Here is a 19,697-nt window from a genome sequence, read left to right as displayed (position 1 = left end):
CGTCTTTCAGTGATGTGTTAGCGACGTTCACCACGCGGGTGGCACCCATGTCGGCGGCCAGCTTCAAACGAAAATCGTTGACGTCCGTCACCACCACGTTGCGTGCACCGATGTGCTTGCAGATACCGGCGGCGATGATCCCGATCGGGCCGGCACCGGTGATGAGCACGTCTTCGCCGATGACATCGAACTCCAGCGCGCAGTGCGCGGCGTTGCCGTAGGGGTCGAAGAAGGCGGCCAGCTCGGATGGAATCTGGTCGGGGATCGGCCACAGATTCGACGCCGGCATCGTCATGTATTCGGCAAATGCGCCGTTGCGGTTGACGCCAATGCCCACTGTATTCGGGCACAGGTGCGGGCGCCCGCCGCGGCAGTTGCGGCAATGCCCGCAGACGATATGGCCCTCCGCCGACACCCGCTGACCGATTTCGTAGCCAGATACCGCCGAACCCAGTGCGGCGATGCGGCCAACGAATTCATGGCCGATGGTCAGCCCGGGCTGGATGGTGCGCTGGCTCCACTCGTCCCACAGGTAGATATGCAGGTCGGTGCCGCAGATCGCGGTTTTTTCCAGTTTGACCAGCACTTCGTTGGGGCCGGGGGTGGGCACCGGCACCTGTTCCATCCAGATGCCTTTGCCGGCTTCGCGCTTGACCAAGGCTTTCATTGTTGCCTGTGACATGGACATGACTCGTGGGGTGGCAGTGGCGTATTTTACGCCTGCTGGATTTGCCTCGCGCCTGACCCAGGTCACAGGTGTTGCAGAGGCGGCAGTGGTCTAATACGGCATCTTGATGCCGATGAGCCGAGCCTATGCGCAAGCAATCCATTGCCGCAACTTTCGCAATCACCTTGGCCGCCAGTGCGGCGCATGCCGATGAAGGCATGTGGATGCCCAGCCAATTGCCGCAGCTGGCGGCGCAATTGAAGGCGGCCGGGTTTGCCGGCGATCCTGCGCAATTGGCGGATGTCACGCGCCCGCCGTTGGCGGCGGTGGTCTCGCTGGGGGGCTGTACCGCCAGCTTTGTCTCCAGGCAAGGCTTGGTGGTGACCAATCATCACTGTGCGATGGGCGCAATTCAGCTCAATTCCACTCCGGACAACAACCTGATCGAAAACGGGTTCATCGCCCACACACCCGCTGAAGAAGTCTCGGCCGGGCCGGCGGCACGGATCTTCGTGACCGTGGGGTTTGACAACATCACCGACCGCATTCTTGCGGGTGCGCGTGGCAAGACGGGGCGTCCGTATTTCGATGCCGTGGACATGGCGAAGAAGGCCGCGGTTGCGCAGTGCGAGGCCGATGCCGGCCATCGTTGCAGCGTGGCCGATATGTATTACGGCAGCGAGTTCTACCTGATCAAGCAGTTGGAGCTCAAGGACATCCGTTTGGTGTATGCGCCGCCAGTGTCAATTGGCAATTATGGCGATGAAATCGACAACTTCATGTGGCCGCGCCATGTGGGGGATTTCAGTTTCTATCGTGCCTACGTGGGCAAGGACGGCAAGCCTGCGGCCTACAGCAAGGACAATGTGCCCTACGTGCCGCCGGCGGTGCTGCATATCTCCACTGCGCCAGTCAAAGCGGGTGATTTTGCGATGGTCGCCGGCTACCCGGGCGTCACCTTTCGCCACCGCACCGCGTCGGAATTTGCCAACCAGATCGACTGGTTGCTGCCCAATCGAGTCGCGATGTTCGATGGCTTGATCCACACCATCGAGCAGGCCAGCGCCGGGGACAAGGCGAAGCAGGTGTTGTATGCCTCTAACGTGGCATCGATGAAAAACAATCTGAAGCGTGCGCAAGGTGAACTGGAAGGTTTGCGCCGCAGTGATGCCATCCATGTGCGCGCTGCGGATGAGGCAGCGATGTTGGCGTGGTTGAAGCAGCAACCGGATGCCAACTCTGCGCAGACTGACATCAGGGCGTTGCAAGCGCAATTGAATCAGGCCGACGCACAGCGCGAGCGCGATTTCATCCTGCCATTTTTGCGTCCGGGTCTGCTGGGTGCGGCGGTGCAATTGCAGCGGCTGGCATTCGAACACAGCAAGCCCGACGCACAACGCGAAAGCGGTTATCAACAGCGCGACGAGCCGATGATCGAAGGCGGCTTGAAGCAGTTGCAGCGCCGCTTCGATCCGGTCGTTGAAAAAGCCACCTTGCGGTTTGCCTTGCAACGTTATTTTGCCCTGCCGCAAGCGCAGCGGGTGGCCGAGTTCGATGCCGTGTTCGGCAGCACGATCGACGAGGCCGCCCAGCGCGTGGACGCGCTGTATGCCGGCACCCGGTTGGGCGATCAAGCGACGCGCTTGGCGGCGATGAATCTGGATGCCACTGCATTGGCCGCATCCAGCGACAGCTTGCTCAAGGCTGCAGCCATCTTGCAGCCGGCGCTGCTGCGCCTGGAGGGGGAAGCCAAGCAGCGTGCCGGCGAGCTGCTGCGCCTGCGCCCCGCATATATGCAAGCCTTGATTGCCTATCGCAAATCGCAGGGCAGGGCGGTGTACCCCGATGCCAATTCCACCTTGCGCGTGAGCTATGGCAAGGTCAGTGCATTGACCCCGCGCGACGGTGTGGACTATCGCCCGTTGACCACGGTGGCCGGTATCGTTGAAAAGAACACGGGCGTGGTGCCGTTCAATGCGCCGGGGCCTTTGCTGGACGCCATTGCCAAAGGTGATTTCGGCAGCACCGCCGATGCTGCGCTGGGCACGCAAACGGTGAATTTCATGACCAATCTCGACACCACTGGCGGCAATTCCGGCTCGCCGGTGCTGGATGCACAAGGCAACCTGATCGGTCTGAATTTCGACTCCAACTGGGAAGCGGTCAGCGCCAGCTGGATGTTCGACCCGCGCTACAAGCGCGCCATCCATGTGGATATGCGCTACCTGCGCTGGCTGCTGGCCAAGGTCTATCCGGCGCCCAATTTGCTGCAGGAAATGCAGCTGCCAGTGGAATAGTGGATTACCCCGCAAGCCACGTTCGATGCTACCTATTCATGCTGCATTGAAGTCGTAATCAAACGTATAAAAATGCTTGCCATCGACAATGTCGATGGCGATGCGCCCGTGCAAGCCGGTGAGGGCATCGGTGCCGGTGTCGGGCACCACGGTCAGATCCAGGGTTGGCTTGCCGCGCGCCATCACCCCATTGTGTTGCGCGAAGAAACTGCCGCGGCGGCCATCCAGCGTGCCCTCGATGCGCTCGATGGCCACATAGGCGCCGGAGCCTGGGGTCGCGGACATCACCGCCAGCATATGCACCACGCTGTTGGCCGTCAGTGGCCCGTGGAACTGTTTGTCAAAGCGCATGTGGCCGATGCGGGTATTGCCGCCCATGTCCAGCTCACCCTGCGGCGTGCGTTTGACCTCAAATTCGCCTTTGGCTTGCATCGGAAGTGACCTGTTGTGAAGACGCGCACACCATAGCCGGTTGTGGCGGTGGCGCGCACGGCCGGTGCGCAGTCTGCTAGCCTTGTGCGCTGCACAAATAACCGGATTGACCGTACATGAAGCTCCTGCTTGCCCGTCACGGCGAAACCCCGTGGAATGCCGAAGGCCGCTATCAAGGCCAAGTGGACATTCCGTTGTCCGAGGTGGGCATTGGCCAAGCCGCAGCGCTCGGCCAACGCTTGCAGGATGTGCAGGTCGATCGTGCGGTTGCCTCGCCATTGGCGCGCGCCACCCGCACCGCACAATTGGCCTTGGGCGAAGACCGTGCGCCGATGTTGACGTTCGATGACGGTTTGCTGGAGATTGCCCACGGTGAGTGGGAGGGCTTGCTGGCCAGCGAAATTGCCCAGCGTGATCCGCAGCGCTTGCAGGCATGGAAGGATGCCCCCGAATCCGTATTGATGCCGGGTGGCGAGTCGTTGCAGATGGTGCTGGATCGCGCCTGGCCGGCACTGGAGCGGGCCTGTGTGGGTCTGGGTGCCGACGATACCTTGCTGGTGGTGGCGCACGATGCCGTCAACCGCGTATTGCTGGCGCGCATTCTGGGTTTGCCACTGGCCAAGCTGTGGGGCTTCCGGCAGGCACCTGCCACCCTCAATCTGCTGCAAGGTGACAGCGTGGAGACGTTGGAGGTGGTGCGCCTGAACGATTGTGCGCATCACACCGCGTTGTTTGGCGAGGCCAAGCACCGCGCACTGTAGTCGCCACCTACAATACGCGTATGCCAAGCACACTTTCAGACTGGCTCGCCTTTATCGAGCAACAGCATCCGCAACACATCGAGTTGGGTTTGGATCGCGTGCGCACGGTCGCTCAACGCATGGGGCTGCGGCATCCAGCCCCACATGTGATTACCGTGGCCGGCACCAATGGCAAGGGTTCCACGGTCGCTTTTATCGAGGCCATTGCGCGTGCGCAAGGCTTGCGCGTGGGCGCGTACACCTCCCCGCATCTGCACCGCTACAACGAGCGTGTGCGCATCGATGCGGTGGATGCCAGTGACGCGACCTTGGTGGAAGGCTTTGACGCAGTGGAGCAGGCCCGTGACACCACGCCACTGACCTATTTCGAATACGGCACGCTGTGCGCCCTGTGGTTGTTCCAGCGCGCAGCACTGGACCTGGTAGTGCTGGAGGTGGGTTTGGGCGGGCGGCTGGACGCGGTGAATCTGGTGGATGCCGATGCCGCCATCATCACCACGGTTGACCTGGACCATCAAGAGTGGCTGGGCCACGACATCGACAGCATCGGGCGCGAGAAGGCCGGCATCGCGCGGCCCTTCAAACCGCTGATTCTGGGAGATGACGACCCGCCGGCCAGTGTGCTGCGGCATGCCTACGCGATCGGCGCACCGGCGTGGCGGATTGCCAATGATTTTTTCGCCGAACCTGTCGATGCACAGCATTGGCGTTGGCGCGAACTGGGCTACACCATCGAGTTGCCATTGCCGATGCGCGCCTTGGGCGCACCGGTGCAACTGCGCAATGCGGCGTGCGCGATTGCGGCCTTGCGTGCGCTGGATTTGCAGATCGACGATACTGCCATCGTGCAAGGCGTGGCCAATGCGGAAGTGGCCGGGCGCTTGCAGCACTTCCAGCGCGATGGCGTCGAAGTACTGGTGGATGTGGGCCACAACCCACAGGCCGCACGTGCGCTGGCTGGCTGGTTGCACGCACAGCCGCCGCGGCGCACGCTGGCGGTGTATGCCGCATTGGCCGACAAGGATGCAGCGGCGGTGGTGGCAGCGCTGGCCAATGGGGTCGATGGCTGGCATCTGGCCGGCAGTCAAACGTATGGTGCACGCGGCCAATCTGCGCAGGCGTTGGCGCAGACACTGGCTGGCAGCACGGCCGCTGACGGAACATGCCATGCCAATGTGGCGTCAGCGTTGGCGGCTGCCGTGCAACAAGCGGGACCGGTGGGCCGGGTGCTGGTGTTCGGTTCCTTCCATGCCGCAGCACAAGCCATGCAATGGCTGAATGAAGGCGGGTAGTTCGATGCAGCGGGCCGGTATAATTGCGATTCCAACCGCCCCGGTCAGCCAGGATTATCGATGGATGCTTCGCTGAAACAGCGCCTGGTCGGCGCAGTCGTGCTGGTCGCATTGGCGGTCATTTTCTTGCCGATGCTGGTCAAGGGGCCGGCGCCAGACAGCGGGGTGTCCAATGTGTCGATGCGGATCCCCGCCGAGCCCGCCGCAGTAGGCAACCCTGCGAACAATGGCGACAGCGTGAGTCAGGATTTGCCGCTGGTGGTACCGGCTGCAGCACCCTCCAGCGGTGTCTCTGGGATGCCGGCCAACATGGCAGACCCAGTGCCTGATGCGGCTCCGCAAGCCAATCAGGCATCAACACCATTGACAGCGGTTGCGGCCGGTGACTTTGCCGTGTCATTTGGCAGCTATGCCACTGTGGCCGATGCCGATAAGGTGATTGCCGCACTGCGAGCTGCGGGCCTGCCGGGGTATCGCGAGGCCGTGACCATTGCCGGTCAATCCGCGCAGCGCGTGCGCATTGGTCCGTTTGCCGATCGTGCGATGGCCGAATCAGCACGCCTGCGGTCGGCGCAAGTACGCGGCGATATCAGCGCCAAAGTGGTGACTTTGGATGCCGAGGCGGCACCGGTCACGGCTGAATCCAGAACGCCGGCAGCGATGCCGGTGGGTCCGGCCACGGCAGCCAAATCAAGCGCAGCAAGTGCGCCCCGGCCTGCTGCAAAAGCGGACCCCAAACCCGATACGCAGGCGGTGGCCAAGCACGAAGAACTTAAAAAGCCAGCCGCCAAGCCGACTGCGACCGAAACCCCGAAAGTAGAGCCGCCGGTCAGCAAACCGGCCAATCCGGCGGGTACCGGATTCGTGGTGCAGATGGGGGCGTTTGCTTCGGCCACGGATGCCACTGCACTGCGCGATACGCTGCGCAAAGCCGGCTTCAATGCCTTCACCGATACCGTGCCCGGCGCCAACGGCAGCTTGACCCGCGTGCGGGTGGGGCCGGTGATCAATCGCGCCGAAGCCGAAGCACTGAAATCCAGACTTGAACACGCGGGCAAGGCAGGCGGCATGATCCGTCCGCATCCCTGATCTGCAATCTCCACAGGAAACAACCCCATGTGCGGCATTCTTGGAATCGTCGGCCAAAGCCCCGTTGCCGGACAGTTGTATGACGGCCTGACCATGCTCCAACATCGCGGGCAGGACGCTGCCGGCATTGCAACGGCACACGGTACGCGCTTGCGCGTGCATCGCGGCAACGGGCTGGTGCGTGATGTGTTTGATGCCAAGGCGATGGCGCTGCTGGAAGGCCACGTCGGTATCGCCCATTGCCGCTACCCCACTGCCGGCAGCGAGGGCAGTGACGAGGCGCAGCCGTTCTATGTGAACTCGCCGTTCGGTATCGCGCTGGCGCACAACGGCAATTTGATCAATACCGATGCGTTGCGCCGCGAAGTGTTTGAACAAGACCGCCGCAACATCAATACCGGTTCCGATTCGGAAGTGTTGCTGAATGTATTTGCGCATGAATTGGATACCCAGAACGCGCTCACCCCGGCGGCGGTTTTTGCCGCATTGGAAGGCGTGAACCGACGCGCCAAAGGCGGCTATGCGGTGGTGTGCTCGGTGCTGGGGCTGGGCCTGGTGGCCTTCCGCGACCCGCACGGCATTCGTCCGTTGGTGCTGGGCAAGCGTCAGGGCGCAGCGGGTGAGGAATACATCATCGCCTCGGAATCGGTGGCACTGGACGTGCTGGGCTTCGAACGTGTGCGTGATGTGGAGCCGGGCGAAGGCATCGTCATCACCGATGCCGGTCAGCTGCATGCGCAGCAGTGCGCACCCGCGGTCGAACATGCCACCTGCATCTTCGAGTATGTGTATTTTGCCCGCCCGGATTCGATGATCGAAAACATTTCGGTGCACAAGGCACGCATGCGCATGGGCGTCACGCTGGGTGAAAAAATTCTGCGTGAGCGGCCCGACCATGATATCGACGTGGTGATCCCGATCCCCGATACCAGCCGCGATTCCGCGTTGGAAATCGCCAACACGCTGGGCGTGAAATACCGCGAAGGCTTCATCAAGAACCGCTATGTGGGCCGCACCTTCATCATGCCGGGGCAGGGCGAACGCACCAAGTCGGTCAAGCGCAAGCTCAACCCCATCCCGCTGGAGTTCAAGAACCGCGTGGTGCTATTGGTGGATGACTCCATCGTGCGCGGCACCACCAGCCAGCAGATTGTGCAGATGGCCCGCGACGCCGGTGCCAAAAAGGTATACCTGGCCTCGGCCGCGCCACCGGTGCGCTACCCCAATGTGTACGGCATCGATATGCCGTCCAGCGAAGAGCTGGTGGCGCATGGCCGCAGTGAAAAGGATATTGAGCAGCTGTTGGGTTGCGACTGGTTGATCTATCAGGATTTGGCCGATCTCGAAGCGGCCGTCGCTGGGCCGAAATTCCCCGGCCGCAAGTTCGACAGTTCGTGTTTCAACGGGGAGTACATCACCGGCATTGATGCCGATTATTTTGACCGCATCAAGCAACTGCGCTCGGATGATGCGAAGAAGACACGGCGGGTGTCGTAAGTCTTGACATCGCTCTTTACCGCCGCCCGCAGGTGTCTTGATGCCGCCACTGCGGATGACAAGCCCGCACGGACGCTGCGATGGGCGGACGCGTTTGCACGCGGTGAATTGTCGATTCCTGACGACGCCTCGCCACCCGAGGCGATTGGCATGCCGGGCCGTCCGGCCACCCCAACATTGGTACATCCGCGTGACTTGCCACGGCGCGGGTTTGGCAGTATCGAGGGGCGTGCGGCATTCATTCATGCCGTAGCGCATATCGAATTCAATGCGATGGATTTGGCGTGGGACGCGGTGTATCGCTTTCGCGGATTGCCGGCGCAGTTTTATGCCGACTGGGTGCAAGTGGCGCACGACGAAGCGCGGCACTTCAATTTTCTGCGCGCACGGTTGCGTGAACTTGGGTTTGACTACGGCGATTTCGATGCGCACAACGGGCTGTGGGAAATGGCCGAGAAAACCGCGCACGATGGTTTGGCGCGGATGGCGCTGGTGCCGCGTGTACTGGAGGCGCGCGGGCTGGATGTCACGCCGGGGATGATCGTGAAATTGCGCGGGCTGGGCGACCACGCCACTGCCGATATCCTCGGGCTTATTTTGCGCGAAGAAATCGCCCACGTTGCCGCCGGGTCACGCTGGTATCGCTGGCATTGTGAGCGCGCCGGAGTCGAGCCGCGGACACGCTTTCGCGAATTGCTGCGCGAGTACGCCAGCGGTGTGCTGCACAAGCCGTTCAATACCGAAGCGCGGCTCGAGGCGGGGTTCGATCTCGAGGAATTGGAAAGCCTGCTGGCCGCAGCAGGTTAACGCGCTCGTGCCCACGCACGGTGGGCTGCCCCTGAAGCGAAATCAAGGAGGAGGCAGCGGCCACAAGGCCGATGCCGGGGGACATTCGCGCAAGGGGCTAGCCCACCGTGCGTGGGCATCACGCCGCAGGCAGTGCCGCTAGCGCAAACCCATCCGCGTCCACTCGCAGCACCGAGCCTTGCGCGTACCAATCGCCCAGCACGATGCGGGTATTGCCGTTGCCTTCATCGTGAATCGCCGGACGATGGGTATGGCCATGAATCATGCGTGTCACGCCGAAGCGGGCAAACCAGTCCTGCACGGTGGCAGACGATACATCCCCAATGATTTCGGCCATCCCCTTTGCCACCAATTCACCGTAGCGTGCCTTGCTGGCGGTGCGCGCTTGCGTGGCAAAGGCCAGTCGCGATTGCAATGGCTGTGCAAGGAATTGCGCCTGCCACTGCGGGGCACGGGTTTGCGTGCGGAATTGCTGATAGGCGGTGTCATCGGTACACAGCAGATCGCCGTGCAGAAGCAGTGTGGGTTGGCCATACAGATCGATAAGGGTGGGGTCCTCCAGCAAGGTCATGCCGCAGCGTGCGGCGTAGGTTTCGCCCAACAGGAAATCACGGTTGCCGCGAATGAAATAGGTTCGCACGCCGGCGTTGGCCAGGGCACCCAATTTTTCAGCCACCAATGCACCCGCCGCGGACGGATCGTCATCGCCCACCCAGGCTTCGAACAAGTCACCGAGGATGTACAGCGCATCGGCACTGCGGGCCTCGCCAGCAAGGAAATGGCCAAACAGTGCAGTGATCTCGGGGCGTTCGGGGTCGAGGTGGAGGTCGGAAATGAAGAGGGTGGTCATCGCTGGATTGTAAGACGCTCGGCGCGGCAAAGCGCCAACCCGTTCCTGCAAGGAAACAAACGGCGCAAGTGCCGGTCTCTTCCAGCAGCTAAAATACGCAATTGCCCCGTCCACGTTGCCGCCCATGACCACCCGCACCCGCTTCGCCCCATCCCCTACCGGCTACCTGCATATCGGCGGTGCGCGCACCGCGCTGTATTGCTGGCTGGAGGCGCGCCGCAAGCGTGGGCAGTTCATCCTGCGCATCGAAGATACCGACCGCGAGCGCAGCACGCAGGCGGCGATCGACGCAATTCTGGAGGCGATGGACTGGCTGGGACTGGACTACGACGAAGGCCCGATCTATCAGACCCATCGCCTCGATCGCTACAAGGAAATGGCCGAACAGTTGGTCGCTTCCGGGCACGCCTATTACGCCTACGAGACCAAGGAAGAACTCGAAGCGATGCGCGCAGTGGCCGAAGCGGCCAAGGAGAAGCCGCGCTACAACGGTGCGTATCGGGATGCCAACGCCGGCTGGCGCGATGACCCCAATCGCGTGATCCGCTTCAAGAACCCGGTCGATGGCGTGGTGGCGTGGGACGACAAGGTGAAGGGCCGGATCGAGATCGCCAACAGCGAGCTGGATGATCTGGTGATCTTCCGCAGCGACGGCTACGCCACCTACAACTTCGCGGTGGTGGTGGACGACATCGATATGCGCATCAGCGATGTGGTGCGTGGCGATGACCATGTCAACAACACCCCGCGTCAGATCAATATCTACAAAGCGCTGGGCGCACCGGTGCCGCGCTTCGCGCACCTACCGATGATCCTCGACGAGCAGGGTGCCAAGCTGTCCAAGCGTACCGGCGCGGCCGACGTCATGCAGTACCGCGACGCCGGCTACCTGCCGCACGCGCTGTTGAACTATCTCGTTCGGCTGGGCTGGTCGCACGGCGACCAGGAAGTCTTCAGCATCGCGGAAATGCAGTCGCTGTTCGACCTGGCCGACGTGAACGCCAAGGCGGCGCGGCTGGACATGGCCAAGCTGGGCTGGCTGAACCAGCAGTACCTCAAGGCGGACGATCCCGAGGCGGTGGCGAAGCATCTCGTCTGGCATCTGGAGCAGGCCGGCTACGACCTGGCGAATGGCCCGAAGCCCGCCGATCTGGTGGTCGCGCTGCGCGAGCGCGCGCAGACGCTGAAGGAGATCGCCGAGAAGTCCGCGGTGTGGTTCCAGCCACTGGCCACCTACGACGAAGCGTCGGTGACCAAGCACCTGAAGGAAGCCGCGCGCGAGCCGCTGGCGCAGATGCGGACGCGGCTTGCCACGCTGGCGGACTGGTCGCCGGAGCCGATCCACGATGTCGTCAAGGCAGTGTCCGAGGCGCTCGGCATCGGCATGGGCAAGATCGCGCAGCCGCTGCGGGTAGCCATCACCGGCACCCAGGTCAGCCCGGATATCGGCTGGACGGTGTATCTGTGTGGGCGCGGGGAAGCGTTGGCACGCATTGACGCAGCCATCGGCATGTTGCCGCGGGCCTGAGTGACCCCATAATCCAGTCATGGCCAAGCCGCACACCTGCACCGATCCCAAACACCACGTCCACGATGCCAAAGGCTTCGTGACGGCGGTGGAGCGTGCCTGTGGTGAACGCGGGCTGCGCCTGACCGACATCCGTGCGCGGGTGCTGGGGCTGATTGCCGATGCCGGCCAGCCGATCAAGGCCTATGACCTGCTCGACAAAGTGCGTGATGGCGAAGGCGCAGGCGCGGCCGCGCCACCCACCGTGTATCGCGCACTGGACTTTCTGTTGGCCAATGGCTTCATCCACAAGTTGGAATCCATCAACGCATTCGTGGCTTGCCACCACCCCAATGCCGCGCAACATTCGGTGCCGTTCCTGATTTGCAACCGCTGCCATGCGGCCACCGAGTTGGAAGACGCCAGCATCGTGGCCACGCTGGATGCCGCCGCACGCAAGTTGGGCTTTGCGCCACAAGCACAGACCCTGGAAGTGCACGGGCTGTGCGCACGCTGTGCAGATTCCGTAGGCTGACGCACCGCATCGGCGCGGCCGATTGCAACACCGCCGGTACATTTTCCCGCCGTAGCGGGAACCTTTGCGGCGTTCCCTTGTCTGGGATTGCAGGCGACGATCATGCCACCCTGCCATCAGTCATGTTGACTCGGTGGATCTGTTTTGGTGTTATGTTATAACTTATCAAAAAGGGTGCCAGCTGGATGCGTCATTCCCTCCTTGTGCTTGCATTGACCGCAAGCTTGGCCCCTGCCGCGCAGGCCACCACCCCCAACGATCACCGCCGCATCGTCACGCTGGAAGCCCAGGTCAAGGCGCTGCAGGCTGAGCTGCTGGCGATGAAAGCGCAGTTGGTTGCCGTGCCGCAGCAGGCGCCAACGATCGCCCAATTGCCTGCCGCGTCATCGGCCAGCGTGGAGGCCGAAGTGGATGCGCTGGCCGCCGATCCGGCAACACCGGGCAGTGCTGCCAATACTGGCGTGGATGCCCTGGCTGCAGCGCCTGGCAGCAGTGGCGGCGGGGGGGGCAATGCCTTCAACCCGGCGATCAGCATCATTCTCAATGGCAGCTACGCGCATCACTCACTGGATCCGGCCAGCTACGCTCGTGCAGGGTTCCCGCGGGCGGGCGAGGGCGGCGGTCCCGGCCCGAATGGATTTTCGCTGGGTGAAAGCGAGATCTCATTCGCCGCCAATATCGATGACAAGTTCTATGGCCAGTTGACCGCGGCAATTGGCAGTGAAGACGGCCAGGACCATCTTGGGATCGAAGAGGCGTACATCGAAACCACTGCGCTGCCCAATGGCGTGAGCCTGCGGTTAGGCCGCTTCTATTCCGCGATTGGCTACCTCAACAGCCATCATCTACATACCGATAATTTCTTCGATCGCCCATTGCCGTATCAGGCTTTCCTGGGTGGCCAGTACGGCGATGACGGTGTGCAACTGCGCTGGATAGCCCCCACCACAACCTTCCTCGAAGTGGGGGCTGAGGCATTCCGCGGCCAAAACTACCCCAGTGGCGGCGCGCAAAACGGCGGGCTGGGCACGCGCAGTGTGTTCGCGCATGTGGGTGGCTCGGCAGGGAGCGATAACGAATGGCTGGCCGGCGTGTCTGCGCTCAAAACCCGGGTTGCCGGCGGCACCGACGGGTTCAGCGGCGATGCCAATCTGTACCTGCTGGACGCCACGTGGAAATGGGCGCCGCAGGGCAACTTCAAGGATGGCGGCGTCACCTTGCGTGGCGAAGTCATGTGGGACCGGCGCAACGGTGTGTATGCGGAGCCAGCCGATCCGGCCACGGTGTTGGCGTGGGACGGACAGCGCCGCGGCGCATATCTGGAGGCGGTGTACCGCTTCAATCGGACGTGGGATGCCGGCTATCGGTACGACCGTTTATGGGGCAATGCGGCGTTGCCGGTGGGCGGGTTTGACCCGTTCCGGCACAGCGCCGAGCTGACCTGGCGCAACAGCGAGTTCAGCTTGTTCCGTCTGCAACTCAGCCGCGACACGCCCGCCCCTGGTGCCACCGACAACGCCTTCATCCTGCAATACCAGACCAGCTTGGGCGCGCATGGCGCACACAAGTTCTGAACCCTCTTCACCAGGAGTCGATCCGTGAAAATATTTGCAATCCCCGTCCTGCTTGCCGCCGCCCTGATTGCGACGCCGGCACAGGCCAAGTTGCGTGTGTTCGCCTGCGAACCCGAATGGGCATCGCTGGTGCATGAACTTGCCGGTGACAAGGTGGATGTGGATGCGGCCACCACCGCGCTGCAGGACGTGCACGTGGTGGAAGCCAAGCCCAGCTTGATCGCCAAAGTGCGTGCCGCCGATCTTGCGGTGTGTACCGGTGCTGATCTGGAAATTGGCTGGCTGCCGCAGCTGTTGCGCCAATCGGGCAATACCAAGCTGGCCTCCGGCCCCGGCGCATTCATGGCGGCGATGCAAGTGAAACGGCTGGAAGTGCCCACGGTGGTGAATCGCGCCGATGGCGATGTGCATCCGGATGGCAACCCGCATGTGCAAATGGACCCGCGGCGTATCCAGGTGATTGCCAAAGCCCTGGGTGCGCGTTTGCTGCAGTTGGATCCGGCCAATGCCGCCACCTATCAGGCGCGGTTGGCCGACTTCAATACGCGCTGGACGGCGGCCATGCTGCGCTGGAAAGCCAAGGCGGCGCCGTTGCGGGGCCGTAAAGTCGTGGTGCACCACATCAGTTGGGCGTATTTGTGGGATTGGCTGGGGATGCAGCAAATTGGCGCGCTGGAACCCAAGCCCGGCGTGCCGCCCACGGCTGCACATATGGCAAGCCTGGTTGCCGCAACCCGTGACCAGCACGCGCTGACCATTGTGCGTGCCGCCTATCAGGACCCGAAGCCGGCGGATTGGTTGGCCTCGCGTACGGGGGTGCCGGCCGTCACCTTGCCGTTTACCGTGGGCGGTGATGCGCAGGCGAAGGATTTGTTTGGCCTGTTCGATTCCACCCTCGACAAACTGTTGGCGCAAGTCAAATGAGTCTGAACTGGGAAGGACTGGACATCGCCATCCTTGGGCCGGCCTGCGCCGCCGGCCTGCTGGTACTGGCCACGCATGTGCCACTGGGCAAACAGGTGTTGGCGCGCGGCATCATCTTCATTGATCTGGCGATTGCCCAAATCGCCGGGTTGGGCGTGATTCTGGCGCAATCATTCGGGGTTGATGCACACGGATTTGGTGTGCAAGGTGCCGCCGCGGTAGCCGCGCTGCTGGGGGCTGGCTTGCTGGCGTGGACCGACAAACGCTGGCCGGAGCGGCAGGAACCCCTGATCGGCACCCTGTTTGTACTGGCGGCCACCGGCGGCCTGTTATTGCTGGCCAACAATCCACAGGGGGGCGAGCACCTCAAGGATTTGCTGGTGGGGCAAATTTTGTGGGTGAACTACACCCAGCTGATTCCAGTGGCGCTGTTGTCGGTGCTGTTGCTGGGGCTGATGGGGTGGCGGCGCGGGCGCTTGAGCGGGCTCTGGTTCTATGGCCTGTTTGCGCTGGCGATCACCGCCTCGGTGCAGCTGGTGGGGGTGTATCTGGTGTTTGCCAGCTTGATCGTGCCGGCCTTGGCCACGATCACGGTGAAGGGCCGCGCTGGGCTGGGCTGGGCGTATGCCATCGGCGTGCTGGGCTATGTGGGTGGGTTGGTGGCTTCGGCGCTGCTGGATCTGCCCAGTGGCGCACTGATCGTGTGGGCGCTGGCGGGGTTTGCCCTGTTGGCGCAGGCCGTGCCCGCGCTGCGGCGGCAGGCACCCGTGGCAGTCACGCATTGAGCCGGTGGCTGCAGCAGGGCTGGGTTGTGGCCGGGTTCACCCTGGTTTGACTGTACTTATGTTATAAAATAACAAATGCCAGAGATGCCCCGCTCACATTCGCTACTCGATCGCTTGGGTGCCACCGGCGCATTGGTGTGCGCGGTGCATTGCGCGCTGCTGCCGCTGCTGATCGCCGCGCTGCCCTCGATTGGAGTAGCGGCGTGGCTGGGGGACGGCTTCGAGGTCGGCTTCGTGCTGTTTGCCAGCCTGTTCGGGCTGGCCGTGCTGATGTGGAGCTATCGCAGGCATCGTGTATTGCGGGCATTAGCCCTGTTGCTGCCGGGGTTGGCGGTGCTGTGGGTTGGCATTTTGTACGCGCCGTTGCACCATTCGCTGCTCCCGCATGCCGTGGCGATGACTTTCGGCGGCACTCTGGTGGGGCTGGCGCATATTGCCAATTTGCGTCTGAACCACCGTCATGTGCATGGGCCGGCCTGCGCGCACTGATCCCCCGAATCCGCCCGCCGGGGCGTACCGTGCTAGAATGCTCGGCCTCGCGCGCGTCGCGAACACCTCACACGAACCGATTTCAGGAGCAACACGATGGGCAAGGGCGACCGCAAGACTGCCAAGGGCAAGCGCTACAACGCCAGCTATGGCAATTCGCGTTCACATTCGGTGACCAAGGCTGCCGGCACTGCCGCTGCACCGGTCACCAAGAAGGCGGTGAAAGCACCAGCCAAGAAGGTTGTGGCCAAGAAGGCCTGACCCATCCGCTTCCAAGCGTGATCCCGAAAGCCCCGCAGTGCGGGGCTTTCGCGTTGTTGTAAGGTTATTTGCCAGCACCTGCTTCCACTGTGGCCCAAGTTCGCAGCAGATTGTTGCCGAGCAGTTTGCGGATGTCGGCATCGCGATAACCGCGCGATTGCAGGCCGGCCACAATGTTGGGGTAGTCGGCCACGCTTTTGAGCTCGGCCGGCAACTGGCCATCCACGCCATCGAAATCCGAGCCGATACCGATGTGGTCGATGCCAATCAGCTGCACCCCATAGTCAATTTGGTCGAGTACTTGGGTCAGCCTGCTGGTGCGCGACGGATGCGTGCGTGCCCAGTCTTTTTCGAAGGCATCCCGACTAAGCTCCGGCTGGCCTTGCGCCCTGAGTGCACGGTTATGCTCGTTGAAGTCGTTGATGGCACGGAAGTGCGCTTGGGTGTCGGCGGCACTGGCGGGGTCGATGAAGGCCGTGCCAAACGGCACCTGCACCACGCCGCCCTTGGCGGCGACTGCCTTGGCGATTTCATCACTGATATTGCGTTCGAAGCCGGGCGTGAAATGGCGGAATGCGGAGTGGCTGGCGATCACCGGTACCTTGCTCAGCTGGATTGCCTCCAATGCGGAAGCGTCGGCTAGATGGGAGACATCCACCATGATGCCGACCCTGTTCATTTCTGCCACCACCTGCCGACCAAACGGACTCAAGCCGTTCCAGTGCTTTTCCAGCACGTACGAGGAATCGGCGATGCGGTTATTGGCGCTATGAGCGAGGGTGATGTAACGCACCCCGCGATTGAAGAAAAACTGCACGTTGTCGAGTTTGTCGCCCAGCGGCGCACCGTTTTCCATGCCCAGTGGCAGCAATACATGACCACCTTTGTGCAGCCGCGACGCATCTGCGGGGGAGGTGAGCAGGGCGAATTTGTCCGGGTGCCGCTGTACCAAGGCCTCGATGCTGTCGATCATCTGGTTGGCCGTTTGCCATGCGCTGCCATCGGCATCCTGTTTGGCCGAGGTGTAGATCGACATGAACGCCACATCCAAACCACCAGCGCGTGCGCGCGGGTAATCGAATTCGCGGCCAGGCACGGCGTTGCCAAGATCGGCCCAATGATCCAGCAGGTTCTCCGGTGCATCGATATGGGTATCCACGATGATCGCGTCGTGCGCCAACTTGCGCGCAGCGTCATTCGCTTGAGCGTGAACGGTGGATGCCGCCAGCAGGCAGGCGGTGGCAAGCAGGGTCAGGCGCATACGCAGACACACTCCAAAGGTTAGAGCGATGGTTGGCCAGCCACGATGACTTGCGCAGCCAGATCACCACCTAGCCAATAGCATAATTCGGCGGGGTGGGCGACATTCCATGCAACAAGATCGGCACGCATCCCTGTGCACAGGGCACCGCGGTCGGCCAAACCAAGCGCTTTTGCGGCATGCACGGTGGTGCCCTGCAACGCTTCTTCCGGGGTCATCCGAAAATGCGTGCACGCCAATTGCATGGCCTGCCGCAGCGACAACAGGGGCGAGGTGCCGGGGTTGCAGTCGGTGGCCACCGCCATCGCCACGCCGTGTTCGCGCAGTTGCGCGATGGGGGGAAGTTTGGTTTCGCGCAATACATGGAACGCACCGGGCAGCAACACCGCAACCGTGCCATGCGCGGCCATCGCCCGCACACCGTCATCGCGGGTGTATTCGATATGGTCGGCGGACAGGCCATTGAACTCTGCCACCAACGCAGCACCGCCCAGATCGCTGAGCTGGTCGGCGTGCAACTTCACCGGAATGCCCAGTGCACGCGCTACGTCGAATACACGCCGGGTTTGTGCAGGCGAAAACCCGATGCCCTCGCAAAACGCATCCACCGCGTCCACCAAGCCTGCGGCATGCAGTTGCGGCAACCACGCGATTACCGCGTCGATATAGCCATCCGCGTGGTCTGTAAACTCTGGCGGCAGCGCGTGTGCGGCCAGATACGTGGTGCGCACACCCACGCCCACGGTTTCACCCAGGCGGCGTGCCACCCGCAGCATTTTGCCCTCGTTGGCCAAATCCAATCCGTAACCCGATTTGATCTCCAGGGTGGTGACGCCATCGCGCAGCAGCGCGCGTGCCCGCGGCAGCGACTGCTGCAACAGCTCTTCTTCGCTGGCCGCACGTACAGCAGCCACGCTGGATGCAATGCCGCCACCGGCGCGTGCGATGTCCTCGTAGCTTGCGCCGTTCAGACGCATATCAAATTCACGCACACGGTTGCCGGCAAACACCAGGTGGGTATGGCAGTCGATCAAGCCCGGAGTCAGCAACTTGCCCGCAAGGTTTTCGGTGCGCACGGCGCTCGCAGCGGAAGGCAGATCGGACATCCGGCCCACCCACGCGATGCGGCCATTGGCGCAGGCCAGTGCGCCATCCTTGATCAAGCCAAAGGGCTGCTCGCCATCAAGCGTGGCCAGGGTGGCGTGAGTGAGTAGCAAATCCCAGCGAGGGGTCATCAGTCCGTGTCCGTGCAACGCAGCCAAGACGCGATTATTGCAAACGCCGCCGGCATGCGGTCGCCCGCTAGAATGCGTGAAGTATTCGATTGGAGATTGTCATGCCGGCATCGCTCGTGTTGTCTTGTTTGCAGGTCTCCCGATGAGCGTCGTGGATGGCTGGAGTGGCCGCGTCGATCTACCCATCGAGGCTTCCACGCTACGCTGGCACCAATGGGTGCGCGCAGCCGAAGGTGCAACCGCGCCGGGGGTGGCAGTATTGGGCTTTGCTTGTGATGAAGGCGTGCGCCGCAACCATGGCCGCGCAGGGGCCGCCGAAGGCCCGGCTGCGCTGCGCAGGATGCTGTCCAATCTGCCGGTATTGAACGCTGCGCCACTGTTCGATGCGGGCACGATCACCTGCGCCGATGGCGAGCTGGAAGCGGCGCAAACGCGCTATGCCGATGCGATGGCGGCGTTGTTGGATGCTGGGCATTTTGCGGTGGGCCTGGGCGGCGGCCATGAAATTGCGTTCGCGTCGTATCAAGGCCTGGCCAAACATTTGGGCGCGCGCCGCCCACGCGTGGCGATCGTCAATATCGATGCGCATTTTGATTTGCGCAAACAAGACCAAGCCAGTTCCGGCACGCCGTTCCTGCAAGCCATCGAACACGCGCGCGCACTGGGCTTGCCGTTGGACTACTTGGTGTACGGCATCAGTGCCGCCGCCAATACGCGGGTGTTGTTTGATACCGCCAACCAGCTGGATGTGCACTATGTCCGTGATGACCAATTAGGCCTGCTGGAGTTGCCGCAGCGCATCACCCAGTTGCGTGAAAAATTGGCGGATGTGGACCTGATTTATCTCACCATCGACATTGATGGCTTGCCGCATGCCATGGCGCCGGGTGTCAGCGCGCCGGCCGCGCGCGGTGTACCGATGGAGGTGGTGGAGCCTCTACTCGACGCGATTGCCGCAACCGGCAAATTGAAGTTGATGGACGTGGCCGAACTCTCGCCGCCGCTGGATCGCGACAATGTGACGGCACGCGTGGCGGCACGCTTGATTCACCGGGTGGCAGATGCGGTGGTGCGGGCCAGCTAGCGCTGGCCTCAGGCCTTGTCCACGGGCGTGATGCTCAAGGTTGCCTCAGGGGCAATCCCGCGTTCCAGTGCTTGCAGGGCGATATGCACCTTGCCCACGTCCAGACCGGTTTGGCCGTGGTCTCGAATGGGGTTGGTATGCAGTGAAAATGTTTTCGGTTTGCCGCTGGCGGCGGGTTCCCAGCGCAATGAGATTTCGGCATCGCCGGCCCAGATGCATTGCACGTTGGGGGGGCAGCGGGAATCATTGACCAAACTCAAGTAGGTCAAACGGCTGCCGTCGGCCAACGTCGCTTTTTCACCGATGCCCAAGGTAATGGTCTGCATGGCGGCCGGTGGCTCCTGTGCTGT

General features: G+C 62.5%; 20 protein-coding genes. 14 read left to right on the top strand and 6 right to left on the bottom strand.

The features are described from left to right. Positions 1-682 (bottom strand): alcohol dehydrogenase catalytic domain-containing protein (locus QWB57_RS05255; RefSeq protein WP_288968625.1); only part of this gene is annotated, 682 nt, incomplete at its 3' end. Between the two features lie 131 nt (positions 683-813). Here QWB57_RS05255 and QWB57_RS05250 point away from each other — a divergent pair. Continuing rightward, positions 814-2,964, top strand: coding sequence for a S46 family peptidase (locus QWB57_RS05250; protein ID WP_288968623.1), 2,151 nt, complete (start codon positions 814-816; stop codon positions 2,962-2,964). A gap of 36 nt (positions 2,965-3,000) precedes the next feature. On the opposite strand, the gene QWB57_RS05245 is transcribed toward QWB57_RS05250, so the two are convergent. Beyond that, positions 3,001-3,396: a DUF3224 domain-containing protein gene (locus QWB57_RS05245; RefSeq protein ID WP_223626477.1), complete on the bottom strand. Its 396-nt coding sequence runs from the start codon at positions 3,394-3,396 to the stop codon at positions 3,001-3,003. A 116-nt stretch (positions 3,397-3,512) separates the two neighbouring features. Between QWB57_RS05245 and QWB57_RS05240 the strand changes: the two genes are divergently transcribed. Genes QWB57_RS05240 through QWB57_RS05220 form a run of 5 tightly spaced genes read left to right on the top strand, consistent with a single transcriptional unit; the run spans position 3,513 to position 8,842 of the window. Continuing rightward, positions 3,513-4,157 carry a histidine phosphatase family protein gene (locus QWB57_RS05240; RefSeq protein ID WP_223626479.1) on the top strand — a complete coding sequence of 215 codons (645 nt, stop codon included), beginning with the start codon at positions 3,513-3,515 and terminating at the stop codon, positions 4,155-4,157. Positions 4,158-4,177: 20 nt separating this feature from the next. Then, on the top strand, positions 4,178-5,449 hold the full coding sequence (folC, locus tag QWB57_RS05235) for a bifunctional tetrahydrofolate synthase/dihydrofolate synthase (RefSeq protein ID WP_223626481.1): 1,272 nt from the start codon (positions 4,178-4,180) through the stop codon (positions 5,447-5,449). A 60-nt stretch (positions 5,450-5,509) separates the two neighbouring features. Beyond that, a complete protein-coding gene (locus QWB57_RS05230) occupies positions 5,510-6,538 on the top strand; it encodes an SPOR domain-containing protein (RefSeq protein ID WP_288968621.1) in 1,029 nt (342 codons plus the stop codon). A gap of 27 nt (positions 6,539-6,565) precedes the next feature. After that, the gene (gene purF / locus QWB57_RS05225) at positions 6,566-8,035 is read left to right on the top strand and encodes an amidophosphoribosyltransferase (RefSeq protein WP_288968619.1); all 1,470 of its coding nucleotides are present in this window, start codon (positions 6,566-6,568) and stop codon (positions 8,033-8,035) included. Positions 8,036-8,038: 3 nt separating this feature from the next. After that, a complete protein-coding gene (locus QWB57_RS05220) occupies positions 8,039-8,842 on the top strand; it encodes a ferritin-like domain-containing protein (protein ID WP_223626488.1) in 804 nt (267 codons plus the stop codon). A 118-nt stretch (positions 8,843-8,960) separates the two neighbouring features. Here QWB57_RS05220 and QWB57_RS05215 read toward each other — a convergent pair whose 3' ends face one another. Then, positions 8,961-9,692 (bottom strand): UDP-2,3-diacylglucosamine diphosphatase, encoded by a 732-nt coding sequence (locus QWB57_RS05215; protein WP_288968617.1) that lies wholly within the window; start codon positions 9,690-9,692, stop codon positions 8,961-8,963. A gap of 124 nt (positions 9,693-9,816) precedes the next feature. Between QWB57_RS05215 and gltX the strand changes: the two genes are divergently transcribed. The 7 genes from gltX to QWB57_RS05180 all read left to right on the top strand — a co-directional run bounded on the left by gltX (position 9,817) and on the right by QWB57_RS05180 (position 15,767). Beyond that, positions 9,817-11,220 carry a glutamate--tRNA ligase gene (gltX, locus tag QWB57_RS05210; protein WP_288968616.1) on the top strand — a complete coding sequence of 468 codons (1,404 nt, stop codon included), beginning with the start codon at positions 9,817-9,819 and terminating at the stop codon, positions 11,218-11,220. A 19-nt stretch (positions 11,221-11,239) separates the two neighbouring features. Further along, positions 11,240-11,734 carry a transcriptional repressor gene (locus QWB57_RS05205; protein ID WP_223626495.1) on the top strand — a complete coding sequence of 165 codons (495 nt, stop codon included), beginning with the start codon at positions 11,240-11,242 and terminating at the stop codon, positions 11,732-11,734. A 185-nt stretch (positions 11,735-11,919) separates the two neighbouring features. Next, on the top strand, positions 11,920-13,308 hold the full coding sequence (locus tag QWB57_RS05200) for a hypothetical protein (RefSeq protein WP_223626497.1): 1,389 nt from the start codon (positions 11,920-11,922) through the stop codon (positions 13,306-13,308). A 24-nt stretch (positions 13,309-13,332) separates the two neighbouring features. After that, on the top strand, positions 13,333-14,232 hold the full coding sequence (locus tag QWB57_RS05195) for a zinc ABC transporter substrate-binding protein (protein WP_288968614.1): 900 nt from the start codon (positions 13,333-13,335) through the stop codon (positions 14,230-14,232). Next, positions 14,229-15,017, top strand: coding sequence for a metal ABC transporter permease (locus QWB57_RS05190; RefSeq protein ID WP_223626502.1), 789 nt, complete (start codon positions 14,229-14,231; stop codon positions 15,015-15,017). Before QWB57_RS05195 ends, QWB57_RS05190 begins: the two co-directional genes overlap by 4 nt. Positions 15,018-15,092: 75 nt before the next feature. Further along, entirely contained in the window at positions 15,093-15,506 is a 414-nt protein-coding gene (locus tag QWB57_RS05185; RefSeq protein ID WP_223626504.1) for a MerC domain-containing protein, read from the top strand. A gap of 96 nt (positions 15,507-15,602) precedes the next feature. Continuing rightward, entirely contained in the window at positions 15,603-15,767 is a 165-nt protein-coding gene (locus QWB57_RS05180; RefSeq protein WP_223626505.1) for a 30S ribosomal protein THX, read from the top strand. A 64-nt stretch (positions 15,768-15,831) separates the two neighbouring features. Here QWB57_RS05180 and QWB57_RS05175 read toward each other — a convergent pair whose 3' ends face one another. Next, on the bottom strand, positions 15,832-17,028 hold the full coding sequence (locus QWB57_RS05175) for a dipeptidase (protein WP_223626507.1): 1,197 nt from the start codon (positions 17,026-17,028) through the stop codon (positions 15,832-15,834). Between the two features lie 20 nt (positions 17,029-17,048). After that, positions 17,049-18,263: an imidazolonepropionase gene (hutI, locus tag QWB57_RS05170; RefSeq protein WP_288968612.1), complete on the bottom strand. Its 1,215-nt coding sequence runs from the start codon at positions 18,261-18,263 to the stop codon at positions 17,049-17,051. 142 nt (positions 18,264-18,405) lie between these two features. Here hutI and hutG point away from each other — a divergent pair, with 142 nt between their 5' ends. Further along, the gene (gene hutG, locus QWB57_RS05165; RefSeq protein WP_288968611.1) at positions 18,406-19,347 is read left to right on the top strand and encodes a formimidoylglutamase; all 942 of its coding nucleotides are present in this window, start codon (positions 18,406-18,408) and stop codon (positions 19,345-19,347) included. 8 nt (positions 19,348-19,355) lie between these two features. On the opposite strand, the gene QWB57_RS05160 is transcribed toward hutG, so the two are convergent. Beyond that, positions 19,356-19,673: a hypothetical protein gene (locus tag QWB57_RS05160; protein WP_288968610.1), complete on the bottom strand. Its 318-nt coding sequence runs from the start codon at positions 19,671-19,673 to the stop codon at positions 19,356-19,358. Positions 19,674-19,697: the final 24 nt, after the last annotated feature.

This window comes from uncultured Thermomonas sp. (genome assembly GCF_937872235.1).
GTDB lineage: Bacteria > Pseudomonadota > Gammaproteobacteria > Xanthomonadales > Xanthomonadaceae > Thermomonas > Thermomonas beijingensis.
The sequence above is the reverse complement of the archived record's forward strand: the minus strand, read 5'-3'. Positions and strand labels throughout refer to the sequence as shown.

What these genes read in the sequence shown, in the direction of transcription:
- folC (WP_223626481.1), top strand. Translation starts at nt 4,178, where the DNA reads ATGCCAAGCACACTTTCAGACTGGCTCGCCTTTATCGAGCAACAGCAT.
- QWB57_RS05240 (WP_223626479.1), top strand. Translation starts at nt 3,513, where the DNA reads ATGAAGCTCCTGCTTGCCCGTCACGGCGAAACCCCGTGGAATGCCGAA.
- QWB57_RS05230 (WP_288968621.1), top strand. Translation starts at nt 5,510, where the DNA reads ATGGATGCTTCGCTGAAACAGCGCCTGGTCGGCGCAGTCGTGCTGGTC.
- gltX (WP_288968616.1), top strand. Translation starts at nt 9,817, where the DNA reads ATGACCACCCGCACCCGCTTCGCCCCATCCCCTACCGGCTACCTGCAT.
- hutI (WP_288968612.1), bottom strand. Translation starts at nt 18,263, where the DNA reads ATGACCCCTCGCTGGGATTTGCTACTCACTCACGCCACCCTGGCCACG.
- QWB57_RS05205 (WP_223626495.1), top strand. Translation starts at nt 11,240, where the DNA reads ATGGCCAAGCCGCACACCTGCACCGATCCCAAACACCACGTCCACGAT.
- QWB57_RS05250 (WP_288968623.1), top strand. Translation starts at nt 814, where the DNA reads ATGCGCAAGCAATCCATTGCCGCAACTTTCGCAATCACCTTGGCCGCC.
- QWB57_RS05185 (WP_223626504.1), top strand. Translation starts at nt 15,093, where the DNA reads ATGCCAGAGATGCCCCGCTCACATTCGCTACTCGATCGCTTGGGTGCC.
- hutG (WP_288968611.1), top strand. Translation starts at nt 18,406, where the DNA reads ATGAGCGTCGTGGATGGCTGGAGTGGCCGCGTCGATCTACCCATCGAG.
- QWB57_RS05160 (WP_288968610.1), bottom strand. Translation starts at nt 19,673, where the DNA reads ATGCAGACCATTACCTTGGGCATCGGTGAAAAAGCGACGTTGGCCGAC.
- QWB57_RS05215 (WP_288968617.1), bottom strand. Translation starts at nt 9,692, where the DNA reads ATGACCACCCTCTTCATTTCCGACCTCCACCTCGACCCCGAACGCCCC.
- QWB57_RS05175 (WP_223626507.1), bottom strand. Translation starts at nt 17,028, where the DNA reads ATGCGCCTGACCCTGCTTGCCACCGCCTGCCTGCTGGCGGCATCCACC.
- purF (WP_288968619.1), top strand. Translation starts at nt 6,566, where the DNA reads ATGTGCGGCATTCTTGGAATCGTCGGCCAAAGCCCCGTTGCCGGACAG.
- QWB57_RS05190 (WP_223626502.1), top strand. Translation starts at nt 14,229, where the DNA reads ATGAGTCTGAACTGGGAAGGACTGGACATCGCCATCCTTGGGCCGGCC.
- QWB57_RS05245 (WP_223626477.1), bottom strand. Translation starts at nt 3,396, where the DNA reads ATGCAAGCCAAAGGCGAATTTGAGGTCAAACGCACGCCGCAGGGTGAG.
- QWB57_RS05200 (WP_223626497.1), top strand. Translation starts at nt 11,920, where the DNA reads ATGCGTCATTCCCTCCTTGTGCTTGCATTGACCGCAAGCTTGGCCCCT.
- QWB57_RS05180 (WP_223626505.1), top strand. Translation starts at nt 15,603, where the DNA reads ATGGGCAAGGGCGACCGCAAGACTGCCAAGGGCAAGCGCTACAACGCC.